The organism is Paenibacillus ilasis, assembly GCF_043195395.1.
In the GTDB taxonomy this organism is placed as follows: Bacteria; Bacillota; Bacilli; order Paenibacillales; family Paenibacillaceae; genus Paenibacillus_AQ; species Paenibacillus_AQ lautus.
The window spans coordinates 3,861,598-3,880,780 of the sequence record NZ_JBHDJG010000001.1; the positions used below are offsets into that span (position 1 = coordinate 3,861,598).

The window sequence follows — 19,183 nt, forward strand, 5'->3', positions numbered from 1 at the left end:
GGCTGGAAAATAGGAAAACCGGAGCATTCCTAGGTAGGAAGACTCCGGTTCCAGCAACCTTTATTTAATTATTGACATAGTCCTCATTACATCTCCAGCCTAGCGGATAAGTCTCGCTGATCCCTACCGGGAGCTTACCCTCAGGCTTAACCTGTCCGATCAAGACGCCCGCGGCTGCATTCATATAATAAGGTGTGTTCTCGTAGCTGCAAACATACGTCGGAACCGGCGGAAGATCATTGATATCATAGGGATTACGGGTAGCGACGATAACAAGTGCCACATCCTCAAGTTCAGCCAGCTTGTTCACCAGCTTCTGCTGGCCAGCAGGAAGACGGCTCTCCGAGGTGTACGTAGCGACTACAATCTGTTTATATCCTTCAGCTGCCTTAACGGCTTGCTCTACCTCTTCATCGGACATATCCGTTACGACACGCAGATCGTCTGCCTGAACCCCGTAACTTCTCAAGGCATCCCCTAAGGTGTAGCTCTTGCTCCATGCTTCATCCACCTGGGTTGCCTGAAGCAGTTCAGGCCAGATCACCGCGACGGCCTGCTCCGGCTTAAGAGGCAGCTGCCCTTCGTCTTTCACCAGCGTGATGCCTCTGCCTGCGATTTGAGCCAGCCATTGTTTGGTCTCTTCCGAAACCTCGCCAATCGGGTAGACCGGAAGCTCCTCTGCGAGCTTCGCATTACGCTGCTTAAGCGCCAATATCCGCTTTACAGCTGTATCGATCAGATCCTCTGAAAGTCTTCCGCTGCGGACAGCCTCAATGACGGCCGTAATCGCCGCCGTCTGCTCGGATAGATTATGGCTGACCAGTACGCAGTCCGCACCCGCTTCGATCGCGCGTATCGCGCCCTCCGGAATTCCGTACTCTTTGGAGATTGCATGCATCTCAAGGCAGTCCGTTACGATCAGTCCTTCAAACCCCATCTCTTCCCTCAGCAAGCCCGTTAACACGGCATGAGAGAGCGTAGCAGGCAGATCACTCGGCTCTATCGCCGGGAAACTGACGTGAGCCGTCATGATGGCATCCACGCCGCCCTGGATCGCTTGAGCGAACGGATACAATTCCACGCTGCGGAGCCGTTCCAAATCATGCGGTACAGAAGCCCGACCGAGATGAGAATCGACGCTAGTGTCGCCATGCCCCGGAAAGTGCTTAGCCGTAGCGGATACGCCTTCTTCCTGGTATCCCTTAATCGCCGCAGTCCCAAGAGCGGCAACAGCTTGGGGATCTTCGCCGAAGGAACGCACGCCGATGACCGGATTACGAGGATTGTTGTTCACATCGAGGCAAGGAGCGAAATTCATGTTTACACCGAGTGAACGCAATTCGCGCGCCCCGATTTGCGCTACCCTGTACGAATCCTCCGCGCTGCCCGCTGCTCCAAGCGCCATATTCCCCGGAATGCGGCTGATGCCTTCATGATCAATTCGTGCGACCATACCACCCTCTTGATCAATCGAGATCAGAAGCGGGAACTTTTGGCTGTCCGATGCGAGCTGCTGCAAGGACTCCGACAGCTCGGCAAGCTGAGGCAGCGTTTTCACGTTCCGGCGAAAATAGCAGATGCCCCCGACCTGATATTGTTCGATCAGGATTTTGGCATGCTCATTCGGCGTCAGTGCGTTGAAGCCGCATATAAACATTTGTCCTACCTTTTGTTCTAACGATAAATCTGCTGCCGTCCATTTCATTGATTCCATACCTACCTTCCATCAATTTAGAGGACTTTGCAAGCCAGGCGGGATTGACCTAGTGATGACTTTAGCAGCCTGCATGGGTCCTATCAAAACCTATACCGTTGCCTCCCCGGACATTTCCCGAAATTCGGATGGCGTCATGCCGGTAGCCTTTTGAAATACCTTGGTAAAATACCGCCGCTCATGATAACCGACAAAGGAGCCGATCTGAGCGATATTCTTATCGCTGTTCACCAGCAGGAACTTGGCAGCCTCCATCCGCTGTCTCGTCAGGTACTCCACAAAGGTAAGTCCGACATGGTTCTTGAACAATAAACAGAAGTAGCTGGAGCTGATGCCCAGATGCTCCGAAAGCTCCTCAATCCCCAAATCCTGTCCCATATGGGTATTGATATACTCCAAAGCCGACGTTACCAATTGTTCCGGCGTTTTCTTTACAGCTTCGGGATTCGGAGCCTCATCAATAAGCGAAACGGTGCTGTAATACTTCTCTTTCGCCCTTTTCTTGCGGATCTCCTCCCCGATCTCCCGAATCTTCATCTCGAGTTCCCCGTAATGAATCGGCTTGCTGATGTAGTCCTTGACGCCCAGCTTAATCGCTTCCCGTGCATATTCAAACTCCTGATACCCCGTCAGCAAAAAGATTTCCGCCCGGCTTCCTTTCTCCCGGATCTTCGTAATAAAGGACAGTCCATCCATGACGGGCATCCGGATATCACACAGGATCAGATCGGGATTATACTGATCCGCTACTTCAAGTGCTTCCATCCCGCTTCGGGCAAGTCCGACAACCTTCATGCCCATCTCTTCCCAAGGCAGAACCTTGCTGAGATTGTTCAGGATGGGAGCCTCATCATCAACTAATAATGCCTTCAACATGCTGCCCTTCCCCCCTATCATAATTGGGTATGACGCATTGTATAACGGTGCCGCCGGGGCGGCTTGAGCATATGAACAGACCGTAATAATCCCCGTACTGAATTCTAAGCCGGTCAGCCACGCTCCGCAGTCCAAGTCCCCGTCGTTCCTGGTTCACTTTGAGATTCTGCATCGTCGTCTGTTCGGATCCGTTATCCTCGGACACCATATATTCAAACATGGACAACTGCTCAGAGGTCATGCCGAGTCCGTTATCCTCTACCCGAATGATGACATTACCGAGCTCCTTCCATGCAGAGATCCGTATCCATCCCGTATAAGAAATGCCTTCAAAGCCATGCTGTATGCTGTTCTCAACCAGCGGCTGCAGCGTCAGCTTCAAGATGCGGCTGTGCATAAGCTCTTTCGGCACGTCAATCTCGTATTCGAACAGGTCCTCGAACCGAAACTTCTGGATTTCAAGATAACTCTGCAAGTGCCTGATTTCTTCATCCAGCGTAATTTCTTCCTTCTCCTGTATACTGATCCGCAAGATGCTGGCAAGCCGGTAAACCATCTCACTGACCTTCCGTCCTTCATTCTGGACAGCGAGAACATTGATCGATTCCAAGGTGTTAAAAAGGAAGTGCGGCTTAATCTGCGCCTGCAGCACACGCATCTCCGCGTCGGTTTTCTGCCTCTGCTCCTTTTTGATCTGCGCAAACAGATTGTTGATCCGGTTCATCAAGTTGTTGAACCCTTTCGACAGCAGCAGCAGCTCATCTTCTCCCTTCTCTTCAACTCTCGCGTTCAAATCCCCATCCTCCACGCGGCGCATAAACCGTACGATAACAGCGATCGTCCCGGTAATCCGATTCATGAATAGACGGTTGAACACAATCGCGGTAACCAGACAGAGGCCCATAATGACGAAGAACCACTTGGCAAAGGAAGTAACCTCCTGTGAGAGCGAGTTCCAGTCGGTCACCGAGACGAGATTCCAGCCATAATCATTCAGATGATAGATGGAAACAATATTCTCTTTCCCATTAAACTTGGCTTTAAAGCTTTGGTAGCCTTGCTTAAACTCAACGTCACGCTTCATATATTGGCTGATATTTTGACCATCCATATCGTTTTTTGGGTCAAATAAAATGAAGCCTTCATTGTTGACCAACATAAAAGATGTGTTCTGCAGATTGTTAGGCAGTGTCAGATTACGGAAAATCTCTTCAAACTCCCACCTCTTGATCTGGACCACAAGAATCCCCAGTTTGCGGAGTGTCGTGACATCCTTAATCAGCCTGATCTGCGTAAATACCGGCTCCGCCCCCGTTAATTCCGGAAATTCGTGAGGAGCCAGCCATTTGGGAATCCCGTTTAGCTGAACCACCTCTTCATATAAGGGACTATTCTTAAACTCTTCATAAGGCAGCGTCCTGAAATCTTCTTTACTGAATATAGGAATCGGTGATGACTCTTTATTAAAATGATATAAAAACGCATAACTGATCGCTGGATGATTATATAAAAGATTCCGAAAGCTCCGCTGTCTGTCGTTCAATTTCAGCTGGTCCGCATTGGATTCCTTAATCAGGTTCTGCGCATCGGGATCCTTGGCATTCAGGGCCATCGCGAAGACGGAGGTGGCAATCCCGTTATCCGTGACGTACTCCATCTCCTTAAACACGCTCAGAATGCTGTAGCTGATCGCTTTGAGCGAATATTCGGCCTGCTGGCTGTACTTTTCCTCTATTGAATTGTAGGTAATAAAGAATGTAAATAGGCCCAGCACAAATAACGGAATAATAATGAGCCCCAAAAAGGCCGTGAATAGTTTGTTCCGCAAATTCATACGCATGCTCCTGCTCCTAGGATTACCCCTTGACGCTTCCTGCGGTGACGCCTTCAATGATCTTCTCTTGCAGAACGGCATAAATGATAAGGACCGGCAGCACGCTGAATATGATACCCGCAGACATTTGTGCGTAGTTCATATTGTAGGCGTCTCTGAAACCGACCATTCCGACAGGCAGCGTTCTCAGCTCATCATTCGATAGGAAGTAGTTAGCAAGCAAGAATTCGTTCCAGTTACCCAGGAAATTGATGATAAATACGGTAACGATGGCCGGAACGGTCAGAGGTAAGATAATTCTAGCAAACAACCCTCCGGACCTCAATCCATCAATAACCGCAGCCTCCTCGATTTCACCGGGCAGCGAGCGCATAAAGGCAGCCAGTATAATAACCGAGAACGGGATGGCATTGGCAACATACGGCAGAATCAGAGCCATATGCGTATTCAAAATATCCAACTGCCTCATCATGCCATATATCGGCAGCATGAGAGAGTTATTCGGAATCAGCATGCCTATCAAAATACATTGAAAGACGATGGCGCTGATCCGGTTGTATCTCATCCGCGTCACGGCAAAGGCCAGCATCGCTGCAAACAGAATCGACAAGCAAGCTGACAGCACGCCGATGTATAAGCTGTTCCAGAAATACGTGCTAATCTTGGCGCTCACCCATGCGTTCACATAGTTATCAAATACCAGCGTGCTAGGCAAACCAAAAGGGTTCGTTGCAATGGACTGGTTATCTACCTTCACGGAAGAGAACAGGACGAACAGGAATGGATACAGTATGACGAGCAAGTATGCCATCAGAAAAATGTGCGGGATCAGTTTCTTTATTGCTCTCATCAGTATTCAATCCTTTCGTTGCGTCTTGCGATCAGCACCTGGTAGAGCACCGTTACGATAATTGTGAAGAGGAAGATCAGCACGGCGATCGAATTGCCAAAGCCATGCTTGAAGCTCGTAATCGCATATCGAATCATATATGTCGCCATAACGTCGGTTGAGCCGGCCGGCCCGCCCTTGGTCATAACCAGAATAATGTCCGCCGCTTTCATGGCTCCCGCGATCGACAGCATGATTACAACAGAGATAATTGGCATAATTAAGGGAAGCGTGATTTTGGTTGCTCTTTGGACGCCTGTCGCTCCATCCATTGCCGCAGCCTCATCAAGCTCTTTGGGTATGGATAAAATTGCGGCAAGCACCATCACGATGTAAAAGCCGGTCCATTGCCACGCATTCGTGATCAGGATGGCAATCATGGCCCATTTGCTATCCGATAACCAGTAGATGGGTTCAATTCCAACCAGCCCTAAAATCTCATTCATCAGACCAAAGTCCGGGTTGTAAATGAATCCCCATAAAATGCCGATCACAGCCGTCGACATGATGGATGGTGCGAAAACCGCCGTTTTATAAAGCCCCTTCAACCGCTTCACGTTTGCGATTAACAGGGAGAAGAATACGATTGTCGGAACCTGGATTAAACAGGAAAAGAGAATGAAATAAACGTTGTTCCTGACAGCCTTCCAAAAAGCATCGTCATTCAAGGCGGTCACATAGTTATCGAACCCAATGTACTTCACATCTTTGGAAATGCCGTTCCAGCTCGTAAAACTGTTGTCAAACGCAGTAAAGATCGGGTATATGAAAAAAGCCAGAAACAGCAAGAATGCCGGCAGCACAAAAACGATGTAAATCAGAGGATTTCTCAGCGCTTTGTTCATGGTAACCTCCGTATTTATGTCTGATGTTGTTTAGGCGAAAGGGCACCCCCATGTACCGCAGCGGGTGGTGCCCTTTCGTCTAGAATTTTAGTTATTCCTCTGAAGCATTAGCCGCTTCTTGCGCTGCTTGCACATTCTCCAGCATCTTCTCGGCATCAAGCTCGCCGCCGATGACCTGCTGAATTCCCATGCTCAGTGCGGTGTTCACGTCTGCTTGAACAAGTGCATCAAAGGCAGGGAAGGATTTGTTGATCTCACTGACGCCTTTGAAAATGTCCTGCATAAGCGGATCATCCGAAGTGGAGTTCATTGTTGCCAGATCCATCTTCATGGCCGGCAGTACACCGTCTTCTTTCAGTCCGCGAAGCTGCATCTCATCTGTCCACATATTTTTAATGAATTCTTTAACCGCTTGAAGTTTACGAGGATCTTCTGCTACCGCTGCGGAGAATCCATATCCGTTGTTTGCGTCCTGCATGACGATGACAGGGTCGCCTTCATTAACCGGAGGCAAGTTGAAGTAGCCGACCTTACCTACCATATCACCTGCTTGAGCCGGATCTCTAAATACGGAGTTTGCCCACGATCCGTCCATCATCATGACGGCTTCGCCGGTGATCATTTGGTTTCTCATATCCGCGTATTCGAAGCCGAGCTCGCCTTTTTTGAAGTACCCTTTTTCCACCCATTCCTGATGCTTCTTCACACCTTCCACGACTTTCGGATCCGTCCATTTGGTTTCTCCGGTCTTGAAGCCATAAGTAACCTCCGCACCTGCATAGTAGCTCCACAGGTTATTCGTGGTCATGAGTGGAATCCAAGCATCCTTGGAGGATTGCGCAAAAGGAATCTTGCCGTCGGCTTTGATCGTTTCGGCAATTTGCTCCAGTTCGGCCAATGTTTTTGGAACACTCAGGCCTTTTTGTGTGAAGTAATCCTTGTTATAGAAAATACCTTCAATGGAACCGCCAATTGGCAATCCGTAGATCTTGCCGTCATGTGTGAACGGGTCCAGTGTCGTAAATTTGTCTTTAATGCCCAGTTCATCCAAAATCGGAGTCAAATCGAGCATCAAGCCTTCTTTGGAATATACGCCTGCATCCGGGCTGCCGAACACGTCGAATACTTCCGGCGGCTTACCGGCTGCCATCTCGCCTCTCAACTTCTCTTTACGGTTCACTTCAGAGTCTACAGCGTCCAGCTTGATTTTCAGTCCGGGCACCGCCTCTTCGGTTTTACTGACCACATCGTTCAGCAATGCGAGACGGAACTTCTTGGATTCACCTACTTGCGTATGGCGAATGGTGATTTCAAACGGCTCATTGCTCACCGTTCCTTCCGAACCACCTGACGGTTTTTCTGCTGCCTTGTCACCGCCGCCGCATGCAGACAAAAGCGTGGATGAGACGAACAGAAGCGACATGAATAATGCCAGACCCTTTTTCTTCATTGTCTTTGACCCTCCCGAAGTGTTTGTATACTTGATAGGCGCTTTCCTTACATCTTCATTATAGAAAGCGATTCCACTTTTCGATAGGTCGATATTTTTCTATCCAAGGGATAAAATCCTCTACAAAAAACAATAACCCTTCCATATCTAGGAAAGGTTATTGTTATTAATCATAACATATTATGTTTAGTATTATACGGGTGGCATTAATTCTGGACAGTCTGTATTTTCTCGGGTATCTCGCCAATCAACCGGTAAGCGCGTGCCACTTCTTCCTCGGACGGAGAAGGCACGCCCTCCAATGGATAAGCCATGCCGAGCTCCTTCCATTTGTACACACCCATCTGATGGTAAGGCAAGATTTCGAATTTCTCCACGCCGTGCAGCGTCCGGATGAATTGACCGAGTGCAATCAAGTCGTCCTCGCTATCATGGATGCCCGGCACATAGACGTGCCGGACCCACATGTTCCGATCATGGTCAGACAGCCAGCGGGCGGTCTTTAACGTCCTTTCATTGGACTTCCCGGTAAGCTTAATATGCTTCTCGTCGTTGATATGCTTCAGATCAAGCAGCACCAAGTCGGTAAACTCCAACAATTCCGATATTTTCTCCGGTTCATTATAGCCGTTGCTGTCCAGCGTTGTATGCAAATTCCAGCGGCGCTTTACTTCCTTGAACAGCTCTGTGACAAAAGGATACTGCAATGTCGGCTCACCGCCGGAGACGGTTAATCCGCCGCCCGATGAACGGTAGTAGCTCAGATAAGGTTCAATCTCAGCCAGCACGTCCTCCACCGTCATCTCGCGTCCTTCATGCAGTCCCCAGGTATCCGGATTATGGCAGTATTGACACTTCAAGAGGCAGCCCTGCATGAAGAGCACAAAGCGGATACCCGGACCGTCCACCGTTCCGAACGTTTCTATGGAGTGTACATGACCTTTTAGCATGGTGCGTCATCCTTTCTGTATCCGCTATGGTTGTCTTCCATTCTTACATCGATCCGTGGAACGTACGGTTGATGACATCGAGCTGCTGTTCGCGCGTCAGTTTGACGAAGTTGACCGCATATCCGGATACCCGGATCGTTAACTGCGGATAATTCTCCGGATGCTCCATCGCATCGATCAGCTGCTCCCGGTCAAATACGTTGACGTTCAGATGGTGCGCTTTGCTGCCAAAATAACCGTCCAGCATCGAAACCAGGTTGTTCACACGGATATCACTCTCTTTACCAAGTGCTTTGGGCACGATCGAGAACGTATTCGAGATGCCGTCGAGGCTGTCCTCATAAGGCAGCTTGGCCACGGAGGTCAGCGAAGCGAGAGCTCCCTTCTTATCGCGTCCGTGCATCGGATTCGCGCCCGGAGCAAACGGCTCGCCTGCCTTACGTCCATCCGGCGTGGTTCCTGTCTTCTTGCCGTATACGACGTTCGACGTAATCGTGAGCACCGATTGGGTCGGCATGGCATCACGGTAAGCCTTGTGCTTGCGAATCATGCTCATGAAGGCTTCGACCAACTCAACGGCGATGCTATCCACGCGATCATCGTTGTTGCCGTAGCAAGGGAACTCGCCTTCGATTTCAAAATCCACCGCAATCCCTTGCTCGTTGCGTACCGGCTTCACCTTCGCATATTTAATCGCGCTCAGTGAATCCGCTGCTACGGACAGGCCTGCGATGCCGCATGCCATCGTGCGCAGGATATCCCGGTCGTGAAGCGCCATCTCAATCCGTTCATAGCTGTATTTGTCATGCATGTAATGGATAACGTTGAGTGTATTCATATAGAGCTTCGCGAGCCATTCCATCATCGGCTTGAATCGCTTCATGACTTCATCATAACTCAGAACCTCGGCGGTGATGGCCGGATATTCCGGTCCAACCTGGGCGCCGGATTTCTCATCCTTACCGCCGTTGATCGCATACAGCAGCGCTTTGGCAAGGTTCGCTCTGGCTCCGAAGAACTGCATCTGCTTCCCGATGCGCATGGCGGATACACAGCAGGCGATGCCGTAATCGTCTCCGTAGATCGGACGCATGAGATCATCATTCTCGTATTGAATCGAACTGGTTTCGATCGAAACCTTCGAACAGTATTTTTTGAAGGCTTCCGGCAGCTTCTCCGACCACAGCACCGTCAAGTTCGGTTCCGGAGCAGGTCCCAAATTGTACAGGGTGTGCAGGAAACGGAAGCTGTTCTTGGTCACCCTCGTCTCACCGTTTACCGACATCCCGCCGATGGATTCCGTCACCCACGTCGGATCCCCGCTGAACAGCTCGTTATAATCCGGCGTACGCAGGAATTTCACGATCCGAAGTTTCATAACGAAATGGTCGACCAATTCCTGGGCTGTCTCTTCCGTCAGCTTGCCTTCAGCCAGATCCCGCTGAATATAAATATCAAGGAAAGAAGATACCCGGCCAAGCGACATCGCAGCGCCATTCTGTTCCTTGATCGCAGCCAAATAACCGAAATACAACCACTGGAATGCTTCCTTCGCCGTATTCGCAGGCTTGGAAATGTCAAAACCGTGCATACCCGCCATTTCCTTCAGTTCCTTGAGTGCCCGCATTTGTTCAGACAATTCTTCGCGCAAACGGATAACCGGCTCATCCATGGCATCCACTTCAAGCTCGGCGAGTTCTCTCAATTTGTCCTGAATCAGTGCATCTACACCGTATAACGATATTCTGCGATAGTCACCGATGATACGTCCGCGACCGTACGCATCAGGAAGTCCCGTAATAATCCCGGCCTTGCGCGCTGCTCTCATCTCAGGAGTATAGGCGTCAAACACGCCTTGATTATGCGTTTTGCGGATGCCGTTAAAGATGTCCACAACGGCCTGCGGCATTTCAAAGCCGTATGCGTTGCACGCATCAATCATCATCCGGATCCCGCCAAAAGGTTGAATCGAGCGCTTGAACGGCTCATCGGTCTGAACGCCGACAATCTGTTCTTTATCCTTATCCAAATAGCCAGGTTGATGGGAGGTGATGGTTGAAGGTGTATGGACATCCACGTCCAGAACCCCGCCGTTGTCCCGTTCCCTTATGGTTAAATCCGATACGATATCCCACAGTGCTTTGGTGTTATCCGTGGGTCCTGCCAAAAATTCATCAGAGCCATAATAGGGAGTAATGTTCTCTGCAATAAAATCATTAACGTCAATTCGCTTGGTCCATTTACCTGATTTAAAACCTTTCCAGCCTGCTTCTTTTTCAATCACCGACATATCGAATCCCTCCTAGATTTGCTGGGGCTTGCAAGGACAGGCGGGGCCACACCTTGATCTATCTCAGATCTTTAAATGTGATTATTTTCACGACCAATGATGCAACTACCCCGCCTTGTGCCTTCAAGCTTCTATATCAAAGATCTGAGATTCAGCTTCCTTCTACACCTTTATTGTAGTCCTGTTGATCTCTTGTATCTGTGATAATAATCACAAACTTAACTTTTCCCGTGATTTTTATCACTCTGGTCCTGGTCTCGCATACCTTACCTCAAAACCTTCACAGATCTTCATGATCGGCGTTTCAATACCTATCCTATTCAGAACCGGCCGTAGAATGCATTGCGGTAAACTTCTGCGAGCTCTGTCACCAGCGGCAGCTTCGGATTGCTCGTTGTGCACTGGTCTTCAAAAGCCCGATCCGCCAAATGCTCAACATTTTTCTCGAAATCTTTAGGATCGATGCCAAGCTGCTGGAACGACTCCTCGATACCGAGCTTGCTGTTCAGCTCCCGGATCGCGGCAATCAAACTGTTTACGCCCTCTTCCGTCGTTCTTGCAGGCAGCCCCAGAATCCGTGCGATTTCAGCATATCTCTCATCAGCTACAAAATGGGTGTATTTAGGCCATGCCGCGAATTTCGTTGGCTTCTTGGCGTTGTAACGGATGACGTGAGGCATCAGGATAGCATTAGTGCGTCCGTGTGCCGTGTGATACTGGCCGCCCCACTTATGTGCAAGACTGTGGTTGATGCCCAGGAACGCATTCGCAAAAGCCATGCCGGCAAGCGTCGAAGCATTATGCATTTTCTCGCGGGCGAGCTTGTCACCGGTAAGCGCCGACTGCTCAAGATACTGGAACACCAGCTGTATGGCCTTGATGGCAAGCCCATCCGTATAATCGCTGGCCATCACCGATACGTAGGCTTCAATGGCATGTGTCAGAACGTCCATTCCGGTATCGGCTACCGCCGTTTTAGGCAAGGTGTACACAAATTCCGGATCGATTATCGCCACATCCGGTGTCAGCTCATAGTCAGCCAGCGGGTATTTGGTATTTCCCAGCCCTTTGTCCGTGATGACGGCAAACGAAGTCACTTCCGAGCCCGTTCCCGACGTTGTTGGAATGGCAACGAACTTCGCCTTCCGTCCAAGCTTCGGATATTTATAGACCCGTTTGCGGATATCCATGAATTTTTGCTTCAGATTGTTAAAGTCCGTATCCGGATATTCATAGAACAGCCACATGGCTTTGGCTGCATCCATTGGCGATCCGCCGCCGAGGGCGATGATACAGTCCGGCTGGAACCTGGCAAGCATCTCCGTTCCGCGTTCTACGGTCGTTGTCGAAGGATCCGGCTCGACCTCCGAGAAGACTTCGATGGCTACCGGCACTCTGCGTTGACGCAGATAGTGCTCTACCCGCTCCACATAGCCCAGCTTCACCATCATGGGGTCGGTAACGATAGCGACACGGGTGATTTCCGGCATTTTCGCAAGATACTGCGTGGAACCTTTTTCAAAGTAAATTTTGTCCGGCACTTTAAACCACTGCATATTCACGGTTCTGCGGTTCACCCTTTTCACGTTGATTAGATTGACAGCCGTCACGTTCGACGAAGTGGAATTACGTCCATACGAACCGCAGCCCAGCGTCAGCGATGGCAGGTTCGTGTTGTAGATATCGCCGATGCCGCCTTGCGAAGAAGGCTGGTTCACCAGGATGCGGCAGGTTTTCATCCGATCCGAGAATTTCATGATGATGTCCTCATTGTGCGAGTGTATCACCGACGAGTGACCCATGCCGCCAAAAGCAACCATCTCTTCTGCGCGTCTTATGCCTTCCTCGGCGTCCTTTACTTTATAGCAGGCCAGAACCGGACTCAGCTTCTCGGCGGACAACGGATAAGCCGGACCGACCCCTTCCAGCTCGGCGACCAGGATCTTGGTGCTTTCCGGCACCTCGAAACCGCATGCCTCGGCAATTTTAGCGGCCGGCTTTCCGACGATGGATGGATTGACTGCACATTTCTCCGATACCATCGCATGCGCAGTCAGCTTCGCCAGTTCTTCCTTGTTGACGAAATAACAGCCGCTGGCGATCATTTTTTTCTTCGCTGTATGATATATAGGCTCCTCGATAATGACAGCCTGCTCCGAAGCGCAGATCATGCCGTTATCAAAGGTTTTGGACAAAATCAAGTCGTTCACCGCCTGATCCAGGTCGGCGCTCTTCTCTATAAAGCAGGGCACGTTACCTGGTCCTACGCCGAGGGCCGGCTTGCCGCAGCTGTATGCCGCTTTAACCATCGCCGAACCGCCCGTAGCCAGAATGCAGGCGACGTCAGGATGATTCATGAGCGCATTGGTTTTATCCATGGAAGGAGCTTCGATCCACTGGATGCAATCGGCAGGAGCACCTTGCTTCACGGCGGCATCCCGCAATATCAGCGCAGCTTCCCGGCTGCAGGCCTGAGCGGATGGATGGAATCCGAAAATGATCGGGTTTCTTGTTTTAATGGAGATCAGCGCTTTGAATATCGTCGTGGACGTCGGATTGGTTACCGGGGTTATCCCCATGATAATCCCGATCGGTTCCGCTATTTTTTGAAAGCTGTCATAAGCGTTGTCTTCAATGATACCCACCGTCTTGTCATATTTGATGCTGTTGTGGATATACTCTGTGGCAAACAGGTTCTTGATGATTTTGTCTTCGTACACGCCGCGTCCCGTTTCCTCAACCGCCATCTTCGCCAGCTGCATGTGCTTCTCAAGGCCTGCCATGGCCATCGACTGTACAATCCCGTCGACTTGCTCCTGATTCAATTCCATAAACTTTTCTTTGGCCCGATTTGCCTTGTCAATCAGACCCTGAATGTACTCTGCTGCCGTTTGTCCTTTAACTTCAACCGTTCCTTTGCTCACAGCCATATCTCTCATCCTCCCATGGTTCGTGTTTCTTTCTTCTCTACGCCTCGATCGTAACACAGCTGTTTCTAAAATCATGTGAAATATTTCACAATATTAAAATTTATCTTTTCTGTGTGATTTATACCTGTCTTTCCCTCCTTTCAAGTGAAAGAGATCACAAAGTTTGAAAATTCGCCACGATTTCCCTCTTATTCTCCCCCAAAAGTGAATGTTTTCACGTTATAATGTATTTAAAGATTAAACAGATCAAATTTTAGGATGTTAGGGGATACCAACATGAATACTGTAGACCATGTAATGGAAATCGAAAACTTAGGGAACACGCAGTGCTTCTCGGAACAAAACCGCAACCGTCTGCTGGTCACCATGAAGGAAAGGGTACTCCCTGAAGGATCCCATTTGTTCTGGGAAGGTGACTTCGCCGACAAGCTGTACTTCGTTAAACAAGGAAGAATTAAATTAACCAAATCGACGGATGAAGGCAAAGAGCTTATTCTATATATGTACCATCCAGGAGACATGGTCGGTCAAGCCGATCCATTCTTCAGCAACAACCACAGTTTCTCGGCAGAGGTGCTTGAGGATAGTGTTGTCGGAGTCATCGAGCACAAGGATCTGGAGCTGCTGATCTGTCAGCATTGCGACTTTGCCATTGATTTTATGAAGTGGATGGGCATTCACCACCGCATCACCCAGACCAAATTCCGTGATCTCATGATGTACGGAAAGCCCGGTGCTTTAACGTCGACGCTCATCCGTCTGAGCAATACCTACGGGCAGCATCAAGCGGATGATACCATTCTCATCAACAAGAAGATTACCCACACCGATCTATCGAACATGATTGGGGCAACCCGAGAAAGCGTGAACCGGATGCTGAGTGACTTACGCAAAAAAGATGCCATCGAATATGCCGGCGGGATGATTGTCATTAAAGATCTTCCGATGCTGCAGGAAATCTGCCATTGTGAGCTGTGTCCGAACGAAATCTGCCGGATTTAACCGGCCGGCTCCCTTCTGTGCATAATTTACAGTCATCTGCTTACAATAAACCTTGTCTTTCCAAACCAATTAAAGGGAGTGCTCAGCATGCGTGAAGGTTTGATTCCTGCTGTTCTTGGAACTGTGGTTTCTGCTTCGGGTGCCGCTCTGCTTGGCAGCAGGTATAAACTTGCCGCCACCGGTATTCTCGGCTTCGGACTGGCTCATATCGTGCTCGGTGCGATTGACCTCGTGGAACATCGGTAAAACGATTGGGAAGACAAGATTCGCATAGCTGTCCTTTCAGTTCAATGACTGAGGAGGACAGCTTATTTATGCTAGCGCCCTCCTGTTCGCTCCAGCGATGACGTATCTAAAAAGCGGAGATCCCCCCACTCTATTAATATACAAAAAAAGAAACCGTTTCTTGGTAATTGGAAGAATGACGGACCATTAACCAAGAACGGTTTCTTTGTTTATTCGTCAGGTTAAACTTCATCTGACAATGAACTTGGAGGATGGAATTCCTCCACAACATCTCGTTCGCACGGTGAATGAAGCGGTCAACAGCTTGGGCAACCGAGAATCTTGATGGCTGCCTCCCTAAGGCAGCGGATGCAACAGCTATCATTCATCCCGCTCCAAGGTTCGCTACCGCCTACGACAGCCTACTTTTGCTTGCTCCCTTTTCCCGATGAGATAAACCAGTAAGCCATCCCTACAAACAATCCACCGCCAAGGATGTTCCCCAGCGTGACCGGCACCATGTTGCTGACCCATCCGCCGATGGAAATGGTTTCGGGATGCCCCGGTAAAATCGTCGCGAGCGTCAGAAGCGTCATATTGGCTACGCTATGCTCATACCCTGTTGCAATGAAGGCAAACAGACACCACCATATTAAGATCAGCTTTGTCGTTTCTCCCTTGGCCCGAATTCCCATCCACAAGGCCAGACAGACAAGCCAGTTACACAAGATGCCTCTGAAGAACAGCTCCATAAACGGATCATTCATTTTCTTGGCGGCAGCCGTGAAGATGAGGTGGTCCGGTGGCAGGCCATTGAACAGGCCGGAAGCGTACACCAGATAGCTGAGCAGAATCGCTCCAGCCAAATTGCCGATAAATACGAGTACCCAGTTTTTCAGCGTATCCCCCATCGTCGTTCGTCCGGATAAGGTGCTTATCGTAAAAAACATATGATTCCCGGTGAACAGCTCGGATCCGGCGAACACCACCAACGTGAGCGCAATCCCGAATGCAGCTCCCATAACGAGGGATTGGAAAGGTGAACCGGCAGCTGCCAGCGGCGCCCCCAGCTTAAAGATCAATACAATTCCAATGCCGACATACGCGCCCGCCAGCATAGCCGATACCATATAGCGCAGCAGATTGTTATTCATCTGCTCTTTTTTCCCGACGGCGGCATTGACGACGGCTTCCACATCGGTTTTAAACATGGGATACCACCCCTTGATATCGTCTGTTGATTATGCGATTGCTGGCCTTAAACACCCACCTCAACCCTTCCGTCCACGGCGCGAATCGGATATACACGAACCTGACCTTGATCCGGAGCCTGTACGAGCCCGGTTGAAAGCTCGATTTTCCAATCGTATAACGGATCGTAGATGTAGTGCCCGGATACGATGGCTTCTGAGAGCGGCCCTCCTTTGGGATGTGGGCTTCGATTATCCAGCGCAAACCATTGATGATCCGAAGTCCGGAAGACGGCAATCTCCCGGTCTCCAAGTTGGACCACCCTTCCGAGCTGTGACAGAAAATCATTTTCATTCCCTACCGTAATAAATCTTCCGGTTTCCATAACATATAACCTCCACTTCTCTTTTCTATCCTCATCCTTACTGCGAAAAAGCTCTCGATGTTCAGGCGGCAAGAGGGAAGTCTGTTCCTCCCTCTTTTATTTGCTGCTGACCGGTCTTGCATCCTCGAATAATGTATTGCGCAGCTTCTCGTCGTTCAGCACTTTCTTCCAAGGATCCTCGACTTGCTGCAGGGCGAGCTCAATTCTCTCCACCAGTTCCTTACGCTGCTTGGGATCATCCAGGATAACCGCTTGGATTTGTTCCAGTCCCAAGCGCTCCACCCACTCCGATGTTCTCTCCAGGTACTTGCCGGTTTCACGGTAATACTGCATCAAGGCTCCGCAGATTTCAATCAGCTCTTCATCCGTTTTCACTTTGCAGAACGAATCAGCAAGACGCGCTTTCGTTCCGCCGTTGCCTCCAACGAATATTTCCCATCCACCGTCATTGCCAACGATCCCGATGTCTTTCGTGCACGACTCGGCACAATTTCGCGGACATCCATTGACCGCCATTTTAAATTTCGCCGGAAAATCCAGTCTTTCGAATTTCTCCTCGAGAAATGCCCCCATGCCCATCGAATCCTGCGTACCGAAACGACAAAATTGGGAACCTACACAGGTCTTCACGGTCCGCAGCGATTTGGCATAAGCATAACCCGACGGCATATCGAGCTCTTCCCAAACACTCGGTAAATCTTCCTTCTTAACACCGATGAGGTCCAGACGCTGTCCGCCGGTAACCTTGACAACCTTCACATTATATTTAAGCGATACATCCGCGATTTTCTTCAAATCCTCCGGTGTGGTAACGCCGCCGTACATTCTTGGGACTACCGTGTACGTGCCGTCTTTCTGAATGTTGGCGTTCATCCGTTCGTTGACAAATCGGGATTCTCTCTCCTCCTGATGGGTTACCGGATTCAGCATCGCCAGATAATAATGAATGGCAGGACGGCATTTCGAGCAGCCCTCCGGGTTGCTGAACTCCAGAACATGCATGACTTCCTTCGTCGTGGTAAGCCCCTTGGCGCGGATTTCGGCGACGATTTCGTCCCGATCGAGGGTTGTGCATGGGCATATGCCTTGTTTGCCTGCCGCCTTAAAGCCATCGCCCAATACGCTCTGGAGTATTTGCTCCACGACAGGTTTACAGCCGCCGCACGAGCGGGTAGCTCCTGTACAAGCTTTGATCTCATCCACTGTCGTAAGACCCTGTAGAGTAACGGCATCCACAATGGCTTTTTTGGTTACGCCGTTGCAGCCGCACACGATTTCATCATCGGGCATCTTCTCCAGTGAAAATGCCTTGCCATTTCCTGTTCCTGCGCTGTCAGTACCCATGATCGAATCGTAAATCTCATCCGTCATGGCTGTCTTTTTCCGAATCATGGATTGAAGGCTTGCCGAATCGCTCACATCTCCGAACAATATCGCCCCAACGATGATATTGTCGCGAATTAATATTTTCTTATAGGTCTTGCGCCAATCATCTTTTGCGGTAATCACCGAGTGCTCGGCTTGCTCCATGAATTCTCCGGCAGAGAATACATCAACCCCGCTGATTTTCAGCTTCGTCGATACAATGCTTCCCTCGTAAGGCTTGCCTTCCACACCGCATAGATGCTTCGCCAATACCTGTCCCTGCTCGAACAATGGTGCAACCAGGCCGTAGCATGCGCCCCGATGCTCACAGCATTCGCCAACCGCATACACATCCGGCCAGGAAGTCTGAAGATAATCATTGACTACGATGCCCCGGTTCACTTCGATTCCGCTCGCTTGGGCGATCGCGGTGTTCGCTCTGATGCCCACTGCCATCACCACCAGGTCGGCTTCAAGCTCATCCCCATCCTTGAACCGGAGTCCCGTAACTCTGGTATCTCCCAATATTTCGGTTGTTTGCCTGCCTAATAAGAAGTTGATACCCTGCTGTTCAAGCTCCCTTTTCAGCATGCCGGATGCCATCGAGTCCAACTGGCTCTCCATTAAATCCTGCATGAGATGAACTACCGTCACCTCCATGCCCAGGCTGACCAATCCCTTGGCCGCTTCCAGTCCCAGAAGTCCCCCGCCAATGACAGCCGCTTTCTTGTATGCGTTAGCGGCTTGAAGCATCTGCGTGCAATCGGCAATGTTTCGAAAACCAATAACGCCTTCTTTGTCACTTCCCGGTACGGGTAAAATAAAGGGCTTCGAGCCCGTAGCTATCATGACTTTGTCATAAGGCACCGTCAATCCGTTGTCGGCTGTCACGACCTTGCGCTCTCCATCAATGGCAGTTACAGTGGCACCCGTGTGCAAAGTGATATGGTTATCCTCGTACCATTTCCAATCATTCAATACAATGTCATCCAAGGTTTTGCTGCCTTCCAGCACATACGACAGCATGATGCGGTTATAATTCGGATGAGGCTCTTGTCCAATGACGGTGATGTCAAAATTCCCCCCCAATTTAATGATTTGCTCGACCGTACTAATCCCGGCAATACCGTTGCCAATGACAACTAACTTTTCTCTCTTTATATTGGACATCGTTTGATTCCTCCCCAACACATTTATCTAGTGATCGTGGTATTCCGTTCCTTTCACATAAATTATA

Annotated in this window: 14 protein-coding genes; 2 read left to right on the plus strand and 12 right to left on the minus strand. The window is 49.8% G+C overall.

Going from position 1 to position 19,183, the window contains the following annotated elements; genetic code table 11:
- Positions 1-64: 64 nt before the first annotated feature.
- The 9 genes from nagZ to adhE form a co-directional block, all read right to left on the minus strand.
- Positions 65-1,705 (minus strand): beta-N-acetylhexosaminidase, encoded by a 1,641-nt coding sequence (gene nagZ, locus ACETK5_RS17495; RefSeq protein ID WP_394057457.1) that lies wholly within the window; start codon positions 1,703-1,705, stop codon positions 65-67.
- A gap of 99 nt (positions 1,706-1,804) precedes the next feature.
- Positions 1,805-2,590 carry a response regulator transcription factor gene (locus ACETK5_RS17500; RefSeq protein ID WP_100536215.1) on the minus strand — a complete coding sequence of 262 codons (786 nt, stop codon included), beginning with the start codon at positions 2,588-2,590 and terminating at the stop codon, positions 1,805-1,807.
- Complete coding sequence (locus ACETK5_RS17505) at positions 2,568-4,424, minus strand: cache domain-containing sensor histidine kinase (RefSeq protein WP_394057459.1); 1,857 nt, start codon at positions 4,422-4,424, stop codon at positions 2,568-2,570. The genes ACETK5_RS17500 and ACETK5_RS17505 overlap by 23 nt, the downstream gene beginning before the upstream one ends.
- A 22-nt stretch (positions 4,425-4,446) precedes the next feature.
- Entirely contained in the window at positions 4,447-5,274 is an 828-nt protein-coding gene (locus ACETK5_RS17510; protein ID WP_100536214.1) for a carbohydrate ABC transporter permease, read from the minus strand.
- Positions 5,274-6,158 carry a carbohydrate ABC transporter permease gene (locus ACETK5_RS17515; RefSeq protein ID WP_100536213.1) on the minus strand — a complete coding sequence of 295 codons (885 nt, stop codon included), beginning with the start codon at positions 6,156-6,158 and terminating at the stop codon, positions 5,274-5,276. Before ACETK5_RS17515 ends, ACETK5_RS17510 begins: the two co-directional genes overlap by 1 nt.
- A gap of 91 nt (positions 6,159-6,249) precedes the next feature.
- Positions 6,250-7,608, minus strand: a complete 1,359-nt coding sequence (locus ACETK5_RS17520) for an ABC transporter substrate-binding protein (protein ID WP_100536212.1) — start codon at positions 7,606-7,608, stop codon at positions 6,250-6,252.
- Between the two features lie 206 nt (positions 7,609-7,814).
- Positions 7,815-8,558 (minus strand): pyruvate formate-lyase-activating protein, encoded by a 744-nt coding sequence (gene pflA, locus ACETK5_RS17525; protein WP_100536211.1) that lies wholly within the window; start codon positions 8,556-8,558, stop codon positions 7,815-7,817.
- A gap of 43 nt (positions 8,559-8,601) precedes the next feature.
- Entirely contained in the window at positions 8,602-10,848 is a 2,247-nt protein-coding gene (pflB, locus tag ACETK5_RS17530; RefSeq protein ID WP_100536210.1) for a formate C-acetyltransferase, read from the minus strand.
- A 320-nt stretch (positions 10,849-11,168) separates the two neighbouring features.
- The gene (gene adhE, locus ACETK5_RS17535; RefSeq protein ID WP_100536209.1) at positions 11,169-13,778 is read right to left on the minus strand and encodes a bifunctional acetaldehyde-CoA/alcohol dehydrogenase; all 2,610 of its coding nucleotides are present in this window, start codon (positions 13,776-13,778) and stop codon (positions 11,169-11,171) included.
- 276 nt (positions 13,779-14,054) lie between these two features.
- Between adhE and ACETK5_RS17540 the strand changes: the two genes are divergently transcribed.
- Complete coding sequence (locus ACETK5_RS17540) at positions 14,055-14,780, plus strand: Crp/Fnr family transcriptional regulator (protein ID WP_100536208.1); 726 nt, start codon at positions 14,055-14,057, stop codon at positions 14,778-14,780.
- A gap of 87 nt (positions 14,781-14,867) precedes the next feature.
- Positions 14,868-15,026, plus strand: coding sequence for an asparagine synthase (locus tag ACETK5_RS17545; protein WP_100536207.1), 159 nt, complete (start codon positions 14,868-14,870; stop codon positions 15,024-15,026).
- A gap of 401 nt (positions 15,027-15,427) precedes the next feature.
- On the opposite strand, the gene ACETK5_RS17550 is transcribed toward ACETK5_RS17545, so the two are convergent.
- The 3 genes from ACETK5_RS17550 to nirB form a co-directional block, all read right to left on the minus strand.
- Positions 15,428-16,216 carry a formate/nitrite transporter family protein gene (locus ACETK5_RS17550; protein WP_394056951.1) on the minus strand — a complete coding sequence of 263 codons (789 nt, stop codon included), beginning with the start codon at positions 16,214-16,216 and terminating at the stop codon, positions 15,428-15,430.
- A gap of 47 nt (positions 16,217-16,263) precedes the next feature.
- Entirely contained in the window at positions 16,264-16,581 is a 318-nt protein-coding gene (nirD, locus tag ACETK5_RS17555; protein ID WP_394056953.1) for a nitrite reductase small subunit NirD, read from the minus strand.
- Positions 16,582-16,677: 96 nt separating this feature from the next.
- Positions 16,678-19,116: a nitrite reductase large subunit NirB gene (gene nirB / locus ACETK5_RS17560; RefSeq protein ID WP_394056955.1), complete on the minus strand. Its 2,439-nt coding sequence runs from the start codon at positions 19,114-19,116 to the stop codon at positions 16,678-16,680.
- Positions 19,117-19,183: the final 67 nt, after the last annotated feature.